The 21,025-nt window shown below is 48.3% G+C and carries 5 protein-coding genes and 1 pseudogene; all 6 read right to left on the reverse strand.

Annotated features, from left to right (window positions below; all coding sequences use genetic code 11):
- A partial coding sequence (locus tag AYJ08_RS15995; protein WP_231929123.1) for a non-ribosomal peptide synthetase occupies positions 1 to 4,725 on the reverse strand: 4,725 nt, incomplete at its 3' end.
- 67 nt (positions 4,726 to 4,792) lie between these two features.
- Positions 4,793 to 7,105: a bifunctional Gfo/Idh/MocA family oxidoreductase/class I SAM-dependent methyltransferase gene (locus AYJ08_RS16000; RefSeq protein WP_064018554.1), complete on the reverse strand. Its 2,313-nt coding sequence runs from the start codon at positions 7,103 to 7,105 to the stop codon at positions 4,793 to 4,795.
- Positions 7,106 to 7,114: 9 nt separating this feature from the next.
- On the reverse strand, positions 7,115 to 8,380 hold the full coding sequence (locus AYJ08_RS16005) for a saccharopine dehydrogenase family protein (protein WP_231929124.1): 1,266 nt from the start codon (positions 8,378 to 8,380) through the stop codon (positions 7,115 to 7,117).
- Positions 8,361 to 17,468, reverse strand: coding sequence for a non-ribosomal peptide synthetase (locus AYJ08_RS16010; protein ID WP_064018555.1), 9,108 nt, complete (start codon positions 17,466 to 17,468; stop codon positions 8,361 to 8,363). Before AYJ08_RS16010 ends, AYJ08_RS16005 begins: the two co-directional genes overlap by 20 nt.
- A gap of 27 nt (positions 17,469 to 17,495) precedes the next feature.
- Positions 17,496 to 20,493 (reverse strand): annotated as a pseudogene (locus tag AYJ08_RS16015) (salicylate synthase).
- A 240-nt stretch (positions 20,494 to 20,733) separates the two neighbouring features.
- Entirely contained in the window at positions 20,734 to 21,024 is a 291-nt protein-coding gene (locus AYJ08_RS16020) for a hypothetical protein (protein WP_064018556.1), read from the reverse strand.
- Position 21,025 lies beyond the last annotated feature (1 nt).

Genomic DNA, 21,025 nt, shown 5'->3' on the forward strand with positions numbered 1-21,025 from the left:
CCGCATAATCGTCCGCAACTGCCTCGATGAGTTCGGACGGATCAAGGTCGCAATATCGCTCAATATACCCAAGACAGCGTGGAACACAACTCTCAGTGGTCCTGTCTCCCCGCCCCCAAATGGAATAATGACAGCATTGCTTGAATTGCCCTGAATTTTTGGCCAAGAAACTTCCTGATTATGATTTTGTTTTCCTTCTGAACTGCGTAAGCGTATGAATTCTGCCAATGCAGCCACGGTTGGATAGTTCAGCATTTGTCTGAGCAGGGCATCAAAAGGAATTTCCTCGTGTGTTGGGTCCTCAGCCAATTTGTCACGTAGCTTTCCTGCGACTTGCGCCATGATGAGTGAATCAGCGCCGTGTTTGTAAAAGCTTTGCGTTCTGCCGATTCTAAAAATACCCAATGCTTCCGCCCAGACTTGAGCAAGCTGTTCCTCCAGCATGTCCAGACCAGCCTCTTCTGTTTCTGCTATGGTATTTTGTACAGTCGATGCAGGTCGCCATTTTGCCAATTCACGCCGATCTATCTTGCCGTTTCCGGTAAGTGGAAGAGCATCTACAATTTGCAGATGGGAAGGAAGCATATAGGCGGGAAGATGCAAGGAAAGGAAGCTTTCCAGCTCTTCCGCTCTCACTGGCAATCTGTCCTGTTTAAAACGTTTGGCAAATAGATGGAAGCCTAGAGAAGAGAGCTTGTCATTTTCTTCAGGCAACGATAAAACATTTTCGTCCCCTTCCTCCTGTAGCAGTTGCATCCATCCTCCATGGTCCAGATAAGAAGTCTCGGCTCGCAACAGATCGCCCGGCTCCATCATCATAAACGCCTGCGAAGCCAGTATCCATAAGTGCTCCACAGTTGGTTCCGTAAATACGAGCCAGCCTCCAGGGCAAATGAGTTCTTTCAGCCTGTTCATGCTTGCCGGAATATCACGTGCGTTTTCCAATACCCCAGCAGCCAGCACCACATCAAAGCTGTTAGGAACCAATCCCTGTGCTCGATAATCCTTGTCTACATCAAAAACTCCGAAGCGGATTTTTGGGTATTGTCCAAAACGGGCTTTAGCTCCCGGAATGAAAAAGGCAGCAACATCTGTAAATACATATTCGACATCAAAGCCTTCCAGCGCCTTTAAGACGTTCTCTGTTGTTGCACCGGTACCCGCTCCGACTTCCAAAATCCGCAAGGTCTTGCCGGTCTGCTGTTGGGCGATGCGTTGTAAAAGTGCGCACATGCACTGATTGAGATAGTTAGCCATGACATGTTCAACATACAAGGAGCGTACGTGGTCGAGCTTACCCTCAGGGAATAGTAAGGAAACCGCATCCTGCTGACCACTTAGAAGCTCCGGCAGCTTTTCTGCATTTTTTCGCACATAGGCAGTAAAGCCCGCTGTTTGAAGCATGTTTGTCCACGCTGTCTCTGCCTGTGTCCAATACTCATCTACCGTCTTAGCGTTTTGCAGTATCGAGCAACTGAACTGTTTTTCAGGGTGCTCAAGCAGCATGCCAGCTTCTGTCAGCTTTGCGATCCAGCGTCGCACAATCCACTGATAATTGGGAAGGATTCGGTCAGATTGCAGAATGTCTTCCATTGAATACTTTTCACCATTGGTAAAGAATCCTAATTTTTGCAGCGCGGCTAGCATGGAATGGAGCACTGCCTGATCAAGGTCAGCCATCGCCGACTCGATTTCCGCTTTACTTAGTCGATCTGCTACAGCGCTAGCTTGCTCGCCGATCCCGTTTACCAGCATTGTAAATTCGGCATTTTCTGCTTCAGGATTCCGGTCTTTTTGGCGCTCGGCTTCCACAACGCCCAGCAACACTTGTTCATCGCTCGTACTATCTAGCACGACGCCAGCTGCGGCGACGGCAGGATGCTTACGTAGAGCGGACTCAATTTCACCAAGCTCAATCCGATGTCCTCTGATTTTGACTTGGTTATCCTCGCGGCCCAGAAACTCGATTTCACCGCCGGGGGTGTAGCGCCCTAAATCTCCGGTACGATAAAGCCGCTCTCCATCCGCATGGTGCAGCAAAAATCGCTCCTGTGTAAGTGCCGGATCACCCGCATAGCCCTCGGCCAAGCCATGTCCAGTAATATACAGCTCTCCCGTCACCCACACGGGGCAATCACGCATTTGTGAATCTAACACACGGAATCCCTGATTTGCGAGCGGCAGACCGTAAGGAATACTGCTCCAGTCAGCTTCAAGACCTTTATATATATGGTAATTTGACCAAATGGAGGCCTCTGTAGCCCCACCCAGACTGACGATTTGTACAGAAGGCATTCTTTTTTGCATCATGTCAGGCAGCGTCAGAGGAATCCAGTCACCGGAAAGCAGGGCCAGACGCAATGCTGGTACATGTATGCTAGGTTCAGAATCTAAATAAGTGACCAGCATTTGCATTAAGGCTGGTACCGAATTCCACGCGGTAATCCCATGCTCAACCATTAGCTCGGCCCAGTGAGATGGGTCGGTCTGTCGATCGGCACTCGGATAAACTAATGCACCACCAACGGACAGCGGGCCAAAGATATCATAGACGGACAGATCAAAGCTTAGTTGAGCAAGCCCCAGCACACGATCTTCATTGTTGACAGTAAAGCGGCGATTGATGTCCGCAATGGTATTGACTGCTGCGCGGTGACTAATGACAACCCCTTTTGGCTGACCAGTGGAACCAGAGGTGTAGATGATATAAGCTGGTAAGTCCGGATTTGCTGGTGATTGGATCAGCTTATCCTGATATGGCTCAACGTTATCCACTTCAATTGTTTGCAGGTTGCTTGGCAATGGCAGTTGTATTGTGGACATCGTTAAGACGAAGCGGACATTCGCTTGCTCCAGCATAGCCTGACGACGTAATTCCGGCTGCTTTATGTCAAATGGAACGTAAACAGCCCCAGCTAGTAAAGCACCCAGCACTGCTGTAACCTGATGTGCGCATTTGTCCATCACGATAGCAACGCGATCCTGATCTTTGCAGCCATGCTCTTTTAATTTGTTAGCCACAGCAAAAGCACGTTTCACCAGCTCTTCGTATGTCATGTGACCTTCGCTGTCAAACACGGCAGGGCGGTCTGGATTTGCCAATGCTTGCTTTACGATTTGCTCGTGCAGGCAATAGTCCGGCAAGGGAGCCGCTGTCGCGTTGACACTGTTGCGTTCTGCAATCTGCCAGACAGGTAATGTAATCACATCCTCTGTCTCCCAGACTTGCTCGGTTCTAGCCAGCGCATGAAGCAATTCTGCAAACGCATCAAACATGTCGTCAACCATTTGATCTGGGAAGACACCCTCTCGCACGTCCCAGTTGACCTGCAGCCCTGCTGAGCTATCCATAGCCTGACAATCAATGAAAACCTGCGGCGTTTGGCTGATGCCGTACCCGGAGATTTTACCTGTTAGCTGGCTGCCTTCCGAGGGTTCAACAAGCCCGATCGCACTAGTAAACACTACAGGCATCAAAGCAGCTTCACGTCCCCGCCTGCGTGCCATTTCTCGCATAACCTCTACACCAGAAAACAAGCGATGATCCAAATCTTCAAATAGCTGTTTTTGAATGGTACGCGCTCGTTCTTGGAAGGAGCGCTCCGCATTCCAGTCTACGGCAAGCAAATTGACCGATGTAAAATCACCGACAATATCATGGACTTGCTTATGTAAGGGCTGCCGGTTTAATAACGTTAGATTCAGACAAAAAGCACTGTTTCGACTCCATCGTTCAATCACAGCGGCATAGGCAGTCATCACAGCAGTTGTTGGTGTCAATCCACGTTTTTGAGCTCGTTGCTTGAACCTATCCCAGGCCGTTTTGTCCAGTCGGATGAATCGGCGATGGAAGCGTGCCTCTCCTGCGTTTTCGAGCTGTCTAGTTAAAGGTAGGTCTGGAGCTTGGGGCAAAGTATCCATTCGTTGTTGCCAATACTCTTTATCCCTGACGTACGCCGTTGTTTCCTTTAAGCTGCGCTCGGCGAGTAGATAATCACGGAATGTAAGGGATAGCTCAGGCAACGTTCGTTCTGACTCTTTGTAGAGCATCTCAAATTCCGCCAATAGTAGCCAGATGCTCGCCCAATCGGCGATGAGAAATTCCATGGATACATGAAGCACGGTATTATCACTCATTTTGGTCACGCCAATATCAAACAAGGGCCAACGAGCTGTATCGTAAATACGATGCCCCATTTTTTCACGAATGTCCCCAAGTCTGGCTGCTGCCTCCTGTTCAGTCAAGCCGCTGGTGTCGGTATAAGCCACTTCGAAGTGCGGTACACTCTCCAGGACGCGCTGCTCTCCATTTTGATCGATCGTTGCCCGTAGCATATCATGGCGTGCTATGAGCAGATTCCAAGCTTCCTGCGTTCGTTTATGATCGAGCATGGGATAGTCTAGTTCCAAATAGATGTGGCATGCCACACCTCCGTAACCAAACAGATCATGGCGTCCCAGCAAATAAGCTGACTGCACATCTGTCAGCGGGAAAGGTTCAAACCGGGCTTGAGGATCAGATATGACCGTCACTGGTCGTTTTTCGGCACGCAATAGAGCCAAAATATCTCCTTTATGCTCTTTTAGCGCTTGTAAATCGCCGGCTGCAAGCGTTCCTTTGGGTGCTCTGTAGCGCAGACTTCCATTTTCTTCCCATAGAAAAATTCCTTCATTGCGAAGGCGCGTCAGCAACTCGGCACAATTCGTCTTGAGGTTTTGGGGCATATGTACACACTCCTATTTTTTGAGCTTGACCATTTCGTTATAGATGGATGACGCTACAGCAATGCTGCTATACGTCAGCATCCGCTTCCTTCCTTACAATAAATAGCTTTTGTCCCAGAGGAGCGAGCGGATGCTCTTCGTTTGGCAGTATGACAAATTCCTTGGCACCTGCGCCCTGTATGACATCAGTCCACTGCTGAACAGACATGAAGGTTGATTGCGTGTTTTTCCGATCGTCCTCGGGAGGAGTCATCATGAAGGCCTGTGAAATCAGCATCTCCACAAATTCCCGAGTAGGCTCTGTAATGACCAGCCATCCTCCCGGAACAAGACTTTGCATGAGATTGCGGATGACCTGATCCGTGTCGCGCGCATTGTTGAGCATGCCTGCCGCAATAACGATATCGATGCTTTCTGGTGTCAATCCCTGCTCAAACAGATCTTTGTCAATATCGACAGTCTGGAATCGCATCCAAGGGTAATCTTTGAAGCGTTCACGAGCTGTTGATAAGAAAAAGTGAGACACATCTGTATACAGATAATCCAGATTCAGCTGTTTGAAAACAGATGCATTCAGCCGTTCCACAACTACATCAGTGGTTGCTCCTGTCCCGGCGCCTACCTCCAAAATGCGGAGGGAAGCCTTAGAGGCAGTAGACATAGAAGAGGAAGTAGCCTGTTTGATAGCAGCGATTCGCATCACCGCTTCTGCTACCGATTTGTTTAAATACCTTGCTATAAGCGTATCCCGATACAGAGCATTAGCAACATTCATGCGTCCCTCGGGAAATAATAACAGTGCGGCCTGTTGACTATCGTTCATCAGCTCCGGGAGTTTATCTGCATTAGCCATGAGATAGTCGACGACCATCGGAGAGCCAAGTTTTCCGTTCCATGCTTCCTTAACTAACTCCCAGCGACGCTGCACCTCATCTGCTGTCATCTGAATCGAGCATTGATACTTTCTATCGGACTGCGTTATATAACCGCGATCCGTCAATATCTGTAGCCAACGCATAATAACAGGCTGATGACGTGAAGCTACCTTCGCGGCAGAGAAAATGTCTTCGATTCTGTATTCCTGTTCATCTGTTATAAGCGCTCCTTGCGATTGCAAGGCAAACAGCATGGAAGATAAAGTTGCTTCATCTAGTCGTTCAACGCACATTCTCACTTGTTCAGCATCAATCCCTCTCAATTCTTTCTCAGCATACGCTGTGCAAGAAAATACATCGTTTTTAGTCAAAGGTTCGATTGATGACTCGGTATGATCGCATGCATCTTCTGCAATACTCAAGGCAGCTTCTTGTAAAGACTCTATCGACAACGGTTGATGACTGCTGTTGGAGCGCAGCACTGGATATCCCAATGCCTGAGTCCAATCCTGCCACTGACGAGAGCATAAAAGCTCCTGTTGCGCTTGCGTATCCATAGAAGACTTGTCAACCTGCCCAAAGATCATCTCCCGCATTGCCAATAAATCCCTGCCAATGGCCCGGGGCCACTGTGTCATAAGAATGTCCTTATAGCTGGTAGGCTCTGCTGGTCCCAATATTTGCGTGCTATTTCCAAGCAGGTGTTCGGGCGGTGCCGCTGACAGTTGCTCATGAATGTTCGGAAGATCCGGAACATGCAAACGCGGCTGCCACACAACAGGACCATGCGTATCTGTAAGTGACAAACTGCCACCTGCCACGCCAATTGTTACCCGATGCAGTAAATGAAGATGGTTGTCCGGATCATGTGGATCAACCTCATTATGGGCCCGCAGGGTAATCGGAATTTTTCCAAGCAGGCCGGTTAGCACTTGAAACGGTCCCTCATCCTTGATGACATGACTGATTTTCCATGGACGAATGGTCGGCAATGCTTCTTGCAGGATGTGCATCAGAGGGAAAGAAACCTGAGTGGCACACACAGCATCAATGTATAGGGCTGGTTGTTGTTTTAGCATTGTCTGGGCGCACGCAATAAACCGGCGCACAGCAGGCAAATGCACATAGAGATCTCCCGTCTTGAAATGTACGCCATGCTGTCGTGCTACCTTGAGGCAAAGAGCTAAATCTTTGTGATGGATTGGCTGTTCAGAAATGACGTGAATGTTGCGAGCCAGCAGTTTAAGCGACATTTCAGTGCCATTGCCGCCCATGACTGTGGAGCGTACTACAACGCAAGCAAGATCAATATCGTCAGGAAGTTGTTCAATATCTGTATATAACTCAATACCGTAACGTTCTGCGCAATTTCGGGAGCGCTCGCTGCCCTTTGCCAATAAACCTACCAATTCAAACTGTTCTGGCAATGCTTTAACAGCCTCCAGATAGAACTGTCCAAATCGGGAACCACATACCACGGTACGCAACCTACGATTCTCTATCATATGCCACCTCTACTTTATTTCGATTAATGAATGCGTAAGGTCAATCGTCTGCTCGCATAAAGCATCGATCAGACTTGTCGCCGATACGCCTTCTGCCACAAAGAAGCAACCTGAGTTGGCACTCTTATCTTTTGCGATCAAACGAGCTACCGTTCCGGCAATGATGCCCGATAACCGATTCCAATCTCCCGGATACAAAAGGGTTGAAACCAGCCGCATTTTTTTACTGCTACGGTTACCGGTGGCAATCAGATGAAACATAGTGAAGTCCTCAACACCCTGTTTCTTTGTATTGAACTGCTCAACCAGCAGTTTGGCTGAAGCCTTTTTCTCTTCTTCTGTTTTGTATTGCTGCAAAGCCTTGATCATCACAAATTGATTCAGGACAGAATTGTTTTGAAAGCTATTGTAAAAATAGGCGGATGATATATTCTTTTGTTTAGCCATTTGACGGAATTCCTGAGTTAAGACCGGATAAGTGTCACGTTTGCCTGCCGGAAGCGGCAATTCATAATTTCGATGAAACGAGCCATCTATTTTATGGGCTTTCCCATGCTTGCAATAGGTCATACCTAACCCGGTATCTTCCTCAATGCTACACACAATGTCGTAGGCTGCATTCAAGGAAAAATCGCCCTGACCCGCAAAAAACAATTCCAGAAAATCGACTTCTTCAAAATCGTTTTCAGCGATGTAGGCCGGGAAGATTTCCGTTAACCCGGGGTAAACCCCTGCTGAAATGATAAACAGCAGTCCCTTCTCAGTGATCTCATTCTGTCTCTTTAGCAATTGACGATAGAGATGCTCATCTCCTGAAACATCTACATAATGGACGGCATGGGCTATGCACGCAGAGGCGACTGTATCGACAATTTGCTTGGAAGGCCCAGCACAATTGATGACGATATCGCATGGGCTACAAAAGCGATGAAGCTGTTCCTCGTTAAAAACATCTACTTGCAGGCATTCAATCCTCTCTTCCATCCCCTTAAAAAGGTCACCAAGCTTTTCCGGATTTCTGCCTCCTAACACTACATGATGGTTCGTAAACGCAAGAATGGTCTGAACGGCTTCTTTGCCTACGGTTCCACTAGCTCCCAGAATGCCAATCGTTTTTTTATCCAATGGTCTCTCTCCCTTTCCAGCCTGATTCTTTGCGCTAGCCTTCAAAGAGAAGACAAGGCTGACGATTGCCAAAAAGTCGCTGTTTCCTTGTTCATTCTCCTTGAAGACAACGCAGGTCAGTTCTAGTAAATCAAATGGTTCCCTCGTCATAATTTGCTGCAAGCTGTTCAGTCGCTGAAGCACTTGCGTCAATGAACTCAGCAAGCATGCAAATCGTGGAATACTCAAAAAGAGTTTGCATAGACAATTCAATTTGATATCGCTCTTTTAGGAGATTGATGCATTGAATGGCACGTAACGAATCCCCGCCCCGTGCGAAGAAACTGTCATGTATCCCAATCGGGCTACAATTCAACACCTCTTCCCAAACACTGGCTATGCTGATTTCAGTCTGTGTGGAAGGTGCAACATGTGCTTTTTTCGGCAAGCTTTCCTTCTTCCCGCCGAGCTTTGCAAGTGCTTTACGATCTACTTTTCCATTGGCTGAAAGAGGTAGCTTATCAAGCAGCACATACTCGGTTGGCACCATGTAGTCAGGTAGCATTTTCTGCATCCAATCGGACAATTTTTCTGGTCTAAACACCTTACCTGATTCAGGTGCCTGTGCCACGATGAGATGTCGATCGAATTTTGCTGCGACCTGATTGTTTTGCGGGAATGCCCGTACATGTGAAAAGCCCTGTCTCTCCAATCTCGTGCACCATTGATCCGGCGCTAATAAAGGAAGATAATTCGCCTTACGCTCATCCTCTAGATGACTGAATCCATCTTCGAAGAACCCGACAGTGGTCAGCATAAGTCGGCTATTGCGAGTTGACTCTACTAGGAGCAGAACTCCACCCGGTGCCAGCATTCCTCTCAGGTACTCAAGTGTCTTGTCCAGGTTTCGTGAGCGATGGAGAGTATTATCTGCGACAATTACATCGAAAGAATGCGGCTCATAGCCTTGCCATAGCGGCGCTGTATTCATGTCAAACAATCCGTATTCAAGTGGCGCCTGCTCTCCCCACTCCAGTTTTGCCCTATCTGTAAAAAAGGCAGACTCGTCAGCGTAGACATATCGAGTACGCTCCACAGGCAAAGCGGAAACAAGCGTTGGTGTCAAACCTCCGACTCGTGTACCGATTTCTAGCACCCGCAGCTCTTTGTCAGATGGGTAGCTGTTCACTATCGTGCAAAACACCTCTTTAGCAAGATTGCCGTAATACTCGCGCGTAAAGTCAAACCTATTCAGGCCTGCTGGTGTCAACGAAGCATCTTCTGTAAAGAAAAGCTCAAGTGGATCAAGCTTGCCTGTTAAAAGATTCATAAACAATGAAGAGTCTCGCGAAAAATGATCTTCTAGAGCCTGTACTGCTTCCGTACCTACAGGTGAAACCGACAACGCGTTATCCTGAGTGAATGTAGCTAGCCCCTCGCGTAACGAACGGAGACTTTGGTATGTTCCGTCCTCATTTTTTACGAGTAGCCCTTCTTCCATAAGCACATTAAGCCAGTGAAGCAGCAAGGTCTTGTAACGCGGATGAATCTTGCATTGGCGCACCAGATCACCTATGGAATAACGCTCTCCTTGACTTGAGAACATCCCCATCTCATCCAGCATGCGGCATATAAAGGCAGAGCTTACACGGTCTGCCTCATGGAGGAACCGCGCGATTGCCTCAGCATCCATAGAATCAGGGACTTGGGCGGCCTGTAGCTGACCAGCACTGCTGATTTCCTGCCAGCGTGATTCACAATCAGCCGGATCTGCCTGCTCGGTTTCCAACAACTCCGCTCCTCTTTGCTGATCAAGTACCACATACCCCACCAAGCGTTTCTCCTCGCCTGATGCGTCCGGTACTGCAACGATCGCGTTCTTCACTCCGTCATGACGCTTCAGAGCCGTTTCAACCTCTCCTAGTTCAATCCGATGACCGCGGATTTTCACCTGAAAGTCTTCCCGACCAAGAAACTCTAGATTGCCATCAGGCAAGTAACGACCCAAATCGCCTGTACGATAGAGACGTTCACCTGTATGAGGATGATTGATGAACTTGTCATTCGTCTTGCTTTCATCCTGCCAGTAGCCTTTTGCAAGGCCGATTCCACCGATATAAAGCTGTCCTGGCACCCATACCGGACAATTTTCCATCCATTCGTTAAGCACATAAAAGCGTTGATTGATCATCGGACGACCATAAGGAATGCTCTTCCAGCTTGGGTCAATGTCTTTGATCGGATACAGATTCGACCAGATCGACGCCTCTGTGGCTCCACCCAAACCGATCACCTGTACTTGCGGGAAATAAGCCTTAATCTTGTCTGGCAAATCTAATGGAATCCAGTCACCGCTCAACAGAACCAGACGCAATGTTTGTGGCAGTTCTACATTTCTTCCGGAAGCATACTCGATCAGCATCTGCATCAGCGCTGGAACCGTGTTCCAGACTGTCACTTGCTCCTGCTTCATCCATTCAATCCAGTGGGCAGGATCTTTGGACTTGTCTGCTTCCGGCATGATGATCGTTCCACCTGCTGCCAGCATGCCGAAAATGTCGTACACCGATAGGTCAAAATTCAGATTGGAAAGGGCCAGTACACGATCTTGTGGTCCTACAGAAAAACGTTGGTTCACATCTTCAATCGTGTTAACAACGCCTCGATGGTCGATCATAACCCCTTTTGGCAAACCTGTTGACCCTGAGGTGTAAATCACGTAGGCTAAATCTTCCGGCTGCCCTGCAAACGGCAGTAGGCTCATTGCCTCATCCCTTGCTGGCATCTGATCTACTAACAGTCGTTCAACGTCCTCAGGCCAGCTCAATTGCTCATCCAGCCAAGACTGAGTAAGCACAATGCGAATTTGTCCGTCACGCAATAGCTGTGAACGACGCTCCTCAGGATGCGCTGGATCGATAGGCAGATACGCCGCACCAGACTTCAGAATCCCAAGCGTTGCCACAACCTGCTCCCAGCCTTTCTCCATCACAACAGCAACCAATGTGTTGGGCTTGGCTCCCTTTGCCTGCAACAAATTAGCTATTGTATCGGCAGAGAGGGATAACTCCTCATACGTCAAAGTCCGATTGGCAGAAATGACGGCTGGATGGTTCGATTGCTGAACCGCTTGTTTTGCAAATCGTCCAGTGAGCGTTTCTGAAGATACAGGCGCATCTGTATCGTTGGCCTCAATCCTTGCCTCTAAACGCGGAACAGAAATAAGACTAGACGTCTCTTTCTGCCATATCGCCTCATCGTCAGTCAGACGCTGTAGCAATTGGCAATAAGCACTGAACATGTCAGCAAGCATTCCCTCAGGGAACAGACCCTCTACCGCATCCCAAATCAGGAGCAGTTCCTCGTCTTGCTCAACCACCTGATGGTCGAGCCATACTTGCGGTGTTTGCGTAATGTTATACATGAGCTTGCCCAGCCATTTTCCATCTGTCTCGCTACCGCTCCACTGGTTAACCCCAAGAGCACTCGTAAAGACAACCGGCATCGTGACACCATGATGCTCACCCGTTTGCTTTGCCAATTCGCGTTGTACCTGAACACCTCCAACATACGGGTGATCCAAATCGCTCCAAAGCTGCTGCTGCAAATTCCGTCCTCGCTCCAACCATGTTTTGCCTTTGGAAAGCTCCACAGCCAGCAAGGTCAATGTAGTGAAATCTCCTACGATATCATTAACTTGTGCGTGAAGCGGCAGTCGGTTAAATTGTGTCAGATTAATTGTAAAGCGGGAGCTCTTGCTCCAAGCCCCAAGCGTTTCAGCATAAGCTGTCAGTAGAATTCCTGAAGGTGTAAGTCCAACCTCCGCCGTCCGCTTTTTAAGCTTCTGCCACGCTTGTTTAGACAGCTTTGCTTCCAAACGGCTAAATCGTTGTTCAGTAAGAGATTCTGGACTTTGAGCCAAAGGTAGCTGAGGAGCAGGAGGCAAATCAGGCAATCGCGCAATCCAATAATCGAGATCGCGTTGATACAGCTCAGATGCCTTAAGCTCTTCCAAGGCAAGAACATAATCCCTAAATGACAATTCTAATGTCGCCAACGGTGCATCCGGCTCATGATAGAGCCTAGTCCATTCGCTCAGAAGATGAAACATGCTCCACCCGTCAAAAATCAGGTTGTCAAAGCTGATATGCAGACGAACGCGCTCTTCTCCAAAGCGGGAAGCCCTTACGTCAAACAAAGGCCACACGTCTGTAGAAAGCACCTGATGCGACATTTCTTCCCGAATCTGCTTCAATTCGGCTTGGACCTCTTCAGGGGCCTTGCCTCGCAAGTCATTGACAGTAATCAGATAGGCTGGAACATCCTCTAAAATTCGTTGCTGCCAGCCATCCGGCATGATGACAGCCCGCATCATTTCGTGGTGATCAATCAGTCTCTGCCAAGCACGATTGATCCGCTCAAGGTCTAAATTTTGTCCTTCAATCTCAAAATAACAATGAGTGGAGACATTGCCCAATGCGTAAAGACCGCTTCGACCAACCCAATACGCCTGCTGGATATCGGTCAATGGGAAAGGCTGGTTCCGATCCTGTGGCATCGGGACGATTTGTGGTAGGGCTTCCGCCGAATCGTCATGCTGCCCTCTCTGGTCCATAAGCGTCTGGACTTGCCCTGCCATCCCTGCAATCGTAGGCTTTTCAAAAATCCGCCCCAATGACAGCTCTACCTCAAACCTGCTGCGTACCAGAGCACCTAATTTGGTAGCCAAAAGAGAATCTCCGCCCAATTCAAAATAGTTATCCGTAATACCAACACGATCCATTTCAAAAAGCTGGCACCAGATCGCCGCAAGGTCTGTTTCAATTGGCGTCCTCGGAGCTGTATAAGCTTTTTCCGCCTTAGCCTTGATCAGCTTGTCAGGGGTCGGCAGTGCTTGTCGATCCACCTTGCCATTGGAAGTGAGTGGCATTTCGCTCAATAGTATGAAAGCTGATGGTACCATGTAATCAGGCAGCTTTTGGCTCAAAAAACCAGATAGCTTAACCGGATTGAATTGTGTAACATGAAGCGGCGCCTGCGCTACGATTACATGCTGGCCAAAGACACTTGCCGGATCATTCTGCTCTGGGAAGGAGGCAACCTGCGTGAAGGTTTGTTCCTGCAATAATTGTTGCCACTTTTCAACAGATAAAAGCGGTCGCTGTTCTGCATGTCTTTCGTCTTCAAAATGGATAAATCCGTCCTCAAGGAACCCTGTACTTACTTGCTGCAAACGACTATTGCGCGTCATTTCCAGCAAAATCAGCAAGCCTCCAGGAGCGAGAAGGGATTGCATATGTAAAAGAGCCGTTTCAATATTACGTGCACGATGCAGAGAATCCGAGGCGATAATGACGTCATACTGATGCGCATCATAGCCCTGATCCAATGGATTCTGGTCGATATCCAACAACTGATAATGCACAAACGAATACTCCCTGAATCTATTTTTTGCCGCACTTGTAAAGAAGGTCGAGTTGTCCGTGCATGTATAAAGGGCTGCATCAGAGCCCAGTAAAGCTAGTAACGATTCGGTTAACGCTCCGCTCCTTGCCCCAATTTCTAAAATACGCAGCGGTTCAGATCTGTTTTGCAGGCCATGTTGAATATCTTCAATGATTGATTGTGCAATGCTGTTTCTGTGCTTTGTGCCAGGAAGTGCTTGCATCAGATCATTTGGGGTCATACTCAGCTCATCTGAAAAGAAATAAGCCAGCGGATCAAGCTCTCCTGTCAAAAGCGCAACATTGGCGTTGTCCATTTGCTGGAGATAACGCAAAAGTGCTTGCGCATGCTCCTCCCATGCAGGAGGCAAATGGCTTTCCAGTGTCCCCTCAAGCCATTCTTCCGATATTGTCTGAACGATCGCGAATGTGTCCGGTGCTTGTATTCTGACAATGCCCTCGTCAGCCAATATCTGAAGCCACTGTCGGATCAACTCGCAGTAACGAGGCTGAATGCTACAATACTGCATCAGAGAATCGAGCGTGTAGCTTTGATTTGTCTGCAAATCTACCCCTGCTTGTCTCAGCGCACGGCAAATATAGCGAACACCAAGGCGCTCCATATAGGCCCAAAACACAGGAAAATCTGTTGGACTAATCTCATTGATCCATTCTTGTTCGCGTCCTGCCTTCATTACATGGTCCCAAAGTACCTCGGTCTGTTTCAGATCAGCGCTTACGCTGTCATACAAGGATGATTCGTTTGCCTGTTCTGGAACCACATAGCCAATCAGATGCTTGTTTTCCCTAGAATCGCCCACTGCTGTGACGACTGCATCACGTACACCTGGATGCTGCTTCATGGCTGTTTCGATCTCACCCAGCTCAATGCGATGTCCTCTGATTTTGACCTGAAAATCCTGGCGTCCGAGAAATTCAATCGTGCCATCAGGCCAATATCGTCCTAGATCACCGGTTCGATACCAACGGGAACCATTCCAATTGACAAAGCGTTCTTCGGTAAGCACCGGATCACCCCGATAGCCTAATGCGACACCGGCTCCTCCAATCCAGAGTTCGCCTGCCACCCAGTCGGGGCAATCTCTTCCTTTGACATCCACCACTCGATACGCCTGATTGGTCAGCGGACGCCCATAAGGAATCGATGTCCAATGTGCTGGCAGCGGCAATGTAACATGGAAGAAATTAGACCAGATGGATGCTTCTGTAGCTCCCCCCATCGCTACCAGCTCGCTATGCGGGGCTGCACGTTTCAGACGCGGTGGCAAATCAAGGCCAATCCAGTCACCGGACAGCATTGTTAAGCGAATCGGCAAGCTGTCGTACTGTCCGCTTTCCGCGGCGATTAATAGCATATCGAGCAGTACTGGGACGGAATTCCAGAGTGTGATCTGATACTTGTCAACCAGCTTAACCCAATGGACAGCATCACGGCGTGTCTCCTCGGTAATCAGCACAAGAGAGCCGCCCACGCTTAATAGTCCAAATATGTCATAGACAGAAAGGTCAAAATCAAGAGCGGAAACCGCTAAGATACGATCAGTTGAACCAACCTGATAGCGCGTGTTAATGTCAGCAACCGTATTCCATGCTCCAAAATGACTGATTTCTACCCCTTTTGGTTCACCAGTGGAACCTGAAGTAAAGATGATATAAGCTGGACTATCCCCAGCAATTGAGACAGGCTCACTCAAGGGAGCTATGCTTACCGCGTTCGCGATTGACAATACAACGGCATCCTCTGGCCATTCCAAAGCTTGAGCCCATTCATCATCGGTTAGTACGTATCGAATGTCTGCTTTTTTATGAATTCGCTCGCGACGAGTAGCCGGTTGTCCGGTGCCAATCGGAACATAGCAGCCACCAAGTGCCATAATGCCAAGCACCGCAGCGATTTGATCGATTCCCCTCGGCATGGTAACGGCAACAGGATCTCCCGATTTTATTCCCTGTTCCTTAAGGAATGCCGCCACCTGCAACGCGTACCTAGATAGTTCGCCATACGAAATATTTGTATCTGTATGACTATCAATCAGCGCCGTTTCTTGCGGATTCGTAGCAGCATGAGTAAAGAATGCACTGTGCAGGCATTGACCTTGTTGTGCGAGTAACGATTCACTGTCTTGGTTCTGCCTTTGCTGCTCCAGATTAGGCAGAAGCTTTGGTGTAGCTTGCCAATCATTGTCATGGGCAACTAGCCAGTCCATGAGTTGGCCAAAAGCAGCAAACATTTGGTCAATCATGCCGTCCGGAAATAGCTGATCGACGGAATCCCACGCCAGCAATAAGCCACCATCCATTTCATAGGACTGAAAATCAAGCCATACCTGCGGCGTTTGCGAAATCATATAGGAGAGCTGTCCTAAAGTCTGACGGCATTCCTCATTGATGAGCGGTGTACCTAAATTGCATGCGAAAACCACAGGGGCAAAATCCCGCTCTCCCGGGCGAACTCTCGCCAAATCACGTTGAAGCTGTACGCCCGAATAAGCTGCGTGAGCGACATCCTGATGAAACTGTGCTTGCACCGCATGAACACGCTCCAGGAATGATTGACGGGTACGTAGGTCAACGGCAAGCAAAAGCAGGTTGGTAAAATCGGCAACAACCTCTTCAATGCCAGCGTCTCCGGTTTGGCGATCAAACAATGGTATATTAATGAGAAACTGCGAATGGGTGCTCCAGCGATCAAGAATTTCTGCATATGCCGTTAACAGTACCATCGCCGGTGTGACTCGTTTGGCTGCGGATCGTTTTTGTAAAAGCTTCCAGTCCTCAGCTTTCATGAAATAGTTCCTTCTTGTAAAAACAGGTGCCTTAATCATTTCCGGCTTTTCCTTCAACGGTAAGCCCGGCGCTCCTGGTAGCGTGGACAGCCTCTCCTGCCAATAGTGGGCGGCTTGCTTTCTGTCTGAGGCCCGGTGCTGTGTTTCATGCTGAAGATAGCTGGCAAAGCTCCAATGAGCAGGTGCCGCTGGTTGGCAGCCACGTGCATATGCCGCTGCTAGATCGCGTAACAGAATGTGCAGGCTTTGCACGTCAGCTACAAGCAAATCAATATCAAAATGCAGCCGGGTACGCCCCTCTGGCAACAAACTCAGCTCCAGACCCGCTACCTCTCCCTTCTCCACCGCCAGACGACGATGTGACAGACGGCCACGTATACTCTCCAGCTTCAGGGTGAGCTCATCCTCGGCATATAAACGCAGGTCATGAACAGGCACTGTTTTTGTATAAGGAGTGCTCAGCACCTCTTGCTGTCCATCAGCCAAAAATCTTGCCCGAAGCATCGGATGATGCATGAATAACTGTTCCCATGCGGCTTGCAGACGTCCATGCTCCACGCCTGATCCATCAATCTCCAGATAGGCATGGCATCCAACTCCGCCCATAGGCTGATCATCTTGGCGTCCAATCCAATAAGCATATTGCACATCCGTCAGCGCAAAAGGACTATTCGTCTCCTCTTGTGTTTGGACTGTTTGTTCTTGGACTGCTATATTATTGTCATTTATGGAAGAAGGCGCCGGACTGTTTTTTTGCAGAAGCGCCCACCAATCACTCAGGTGAGGGGAAGCGATCAGCTCAGCAAACGTAACCTTCACGCCTTCCTTTCGCCATTTATTGACCATTCTCATCATTTGTAACGAATCCAATCCCAGCTCGATCAGATTCTGATCATCATGAAACTCGACAGGCGCAGGCAGCATAGCCTGAATCTGCCTCCGCACCTCCTCATAGCTTAATGAGGAGGCAGGGCTTGTGGATTGGCTGTCAATGCGCAGATGTTTCATCAGAGTTACCACCTTCCCAGGCAATGCCTATACTGGTTTTACTTTTTCCACTTCACGGCTGGATACAACCAGCTGCCTGGAAAAACTGCTCAATTTTTCACGTGTTTCTTCCAGCTCTCTGGTTGGTAAAGACATCTCTACCACGCCTGCTCCGGCATGTAGCCATGCACTGTTGTTTTGTTGATATATTGTTCGTAGCACCAGAGCAGCGTCCATTGCACCATCGCTGTCAAAGGTCATGACGCAACCGCTGTAGAGATTTCTCGGTTCAGATTCAAGTCTGCCTATGGCATCGATGGATTCTTTTTTTGGAATACCAGAAGCAGTGACGGCAGGGAACAGTGCACGGAACGCATCCCATGAGTTGAACTCAGGCTTTATTTTCCCTTTCAATCTTGAAGCAATATGCTGAACTGTTCCCCGGCTGGCAACAGACATGAAATCACTCAAGAAGATCGTCGTAGAATCGCAGACGCTTTTTAGCTCTTCAAAGGCAAGTTTTACAGATACCGCATGCTCCGCGATCTCCTTAGGATCATTTAAAAGCTCATCCTTAAGCTTGTCTCCCTCGTCCTCGTTGCATCCACGCGACCGCGTTCCTGCAAGCGGGAAGGTACTTACCCATCCATTGCTATCAACCTCAACCACCGTTTCTGGACTAAAGCCAGCCACATGTAAACCATCGAGGCTAAGCAAAAATGAACGAGCAGGAGTGTTTACTCTTCTGCCTGCGATATAGCTAGCCACCATATCAAGCTCTTGGTGGATCGGAATTTTTCTAGATAGGATCACCTTGTGGTATTTGCGCTCCTTAATCTCTCGAACAGCCTCCGCTACCCCTTGCATGTAGGCTTCAGCGCCATACGTATTAACCTCAGGAACATCCAGTTTTTGACTGATCACTCTTTGCACAAGAGCATTTTTCTCGTCGTCGAGTCCATTTCCATTCTCTCGAAGCTTTCGTAGTAAATCAGCGAATTCATTTCGTTTTTCTTCACGTAGAGCTCTTAACAGAATAGAGCCTTTGGTAAAGCGAATTTCCACCTCTGGAATAAACAGTTTAATAAGGCGACCGGCTTCAGACAGTAATGGCAGATTCTGATAATAGCGGGCCATTCCAAAGTTAACAGTTCCATAGGCACGCCAGTTTTTTAGCGGTATAGAAGCAAATGCTTTGTCAATTGTTGCGCTTAGCAGGTTATTTTCAAAACGGATTGTTTGGTTGTCATAGGTTAGGGTTGTATGTTGCCCATCTACAGTTAGAAGAGCATGAATCCCCATCCCCAACGACAGCTCATCTCCGTTTTCATAAAGCAGATAGTTTTCATAAAGACCTTGCTCAACAATTTGTGAAGCTGCCAAATGAACGTCTCCCTCAAAAGCAATCGTTTCCTCCAGATAGGAGACCTCGCACGTCGTTGCATGGCTCTTTGGCGCTGTCGCTAATTCTTTGAGCTTGGCTTTATTTACTTTACCGACGCTAGTAAGCGGCCAGTACTCGATGAATTCGATTTGATCGGGCATCTTATAACGCGCCACTCCCTTTTCATGGAAAAAGGCATGAATATCAGCAAGGGTGATTTCCTGATTGTCAGTGATGACATAAGCGCAGCTTTTTTCACCAAGTGTTGGGTCTGGCAGAGTAATCAGAGCAGCATCCTTGATATCTGGATGCATACGCAGGTACGCCTCTACTTCAGCAGGCATGATTTTTTCCCCCGCTCGGTTAATTTGCTCCTTGATTCGTCCCCCGATCTGGAAATTTCCCTCCGGTGTGATCCTTGCCTTGTCGCCAGAACGATAAAAGCCATCAGGAGTAAAGCTCTCGCGGTTCTGCTCCGGGGCTCTGTAGTACCCGCTTATTGTATAGGGGCCTCGAACGATAAGTTCCCCATATGCACCTGTCTCAACGTCATTTCCATATTCATCAACAATTCGAACCTCATCCGCATCGGAGAGTGGACGGCCCTGGCAACTGGTGATGACAGACTCTGGATCATCAAGCGATGTGCAGCAGATGAGGCCCTCTGCCATTCCAAATACCTGTTGGAGCTTACACTTCATTTCATGAATGACGCGTTTTGCGAGATTTTCATCTAACATGGAGCCGCCTACCTGCAGAACTTCAAGGCTTGAGAGATCGTTGGAGGTATCCCATTCCAGCACTTCAAGCCATACATGGACAATAGAAGGTACAAGGGCAGTGATCGTCACCCGTTCTTTTTCAATAAGGGGAAAAGCTTCGTCGCAGCTTGTTGTTTGACACAACACGACTTTGCCTCCAGCAGACAGTGTGCCAAGAATTCCGGGGCAGCAGAGAGGAAAGTTATGCGCAATCGGTAAAACAGCAAGATAGACGCTTTGCGGAGTCAATTTGCAACGCGTTGCGGCTGCTTTTGCATTGTATGCGTAATCGGCATGGGTTCTTGGAATGAGCTTAGGAGTACCGGTCGTTCCACCGGATAAGAGCAACAGAGCAGTGTCCTTGTATGAAGGCACATCCAGCTCTGCTGGGGTCCCGCTGATATCAGCAAGATTGATGCCGATGTCACTTTCTCCATCAGTCATGACAAATTTGACGGACGGATGCTTTTTAACCAATTGTTGCGCCAGTTTAGTGTAGTCAAAGCCAAGAAACGTAGTTGGTATTATATAAGCAACCGGTTTGGCGAGTGTAAAAATTCCGTCTAGTTCAGCCTCTCTATGAGCAGGTAAGACCAATATCGGCAAAGCACCAATGCGAAAGAGGGCAAAGCATGTGAGTACGAAGGAAATCCGATTCGGAAGCTGTACAGCCACATTGTCCCCTTTCTTGATTCCCATCTGAATGAAACCAGAAGCTAGCTCATCAACCTGACTGTCAAGCTCTTTGTAGGTGAGTCTGCTATCTCCTTCCACTAGCGCTTCTCGATTCTGGTATTGTTGGGCCCATATGCGCAATTGCTGCCCAAGCGTTTTTGGCTCCCAAAATCCGAGTTGTTCGTTTTTTTGCAGTATCCTCAAACCATTCTGTAGTCGCTTTCATTATGTCCTCCTCTTGAATACCTGCGGGTCAATCATTGTGCACCCAAAGCGGGATTATGCAGGGTACTGTCAATCTGGTTGCATGATCGTGATGGTTTGTCTAACAATACGATATTGATAATGATAATCATTGTCAATAGTTTTCAGCCACAATTTTTCTTGATATTGGTAAAAAGCGCTGAATTCCCTTCCCATTTCTCACTTTTCCTTCGTTCATTCCGCCAGGTTTTCTGGCTTACATTCATGTTCGTAGTGCATTTGTATTACCAGAGTACTGAGAAGATTCCTTCACCGACACTTGAACACTCCTCCAGTCGGGATGCATGCGATAGCGCTCTGGACAAAAAGCCACTACTATACAAACAAGATGGGCGGAAGTAGTTCGTACATTCTCCCCTATCCCGCTTTTATGGCTATTGCCTTCTTGCGCATACCCGATCTGTTGAAACAATGTTAGTTGTGATCCCTGCCATTTCGTTATTCGCCATGGCGAAAAAAGACGCCTTATTTCTCTAGCTGGATCGATCCTCATT

Source organism: Brevibacillus sp. SKDU10 (assembly GCF_001645205.1).
In the GTDB taxonomy this organism is placed as follows: Bacteria; Bacillota; Bacilli; order Brevibacillales; family Brevibacillaceae; genus Brevibacillus_B; species Brevibacillus_B halotolerans.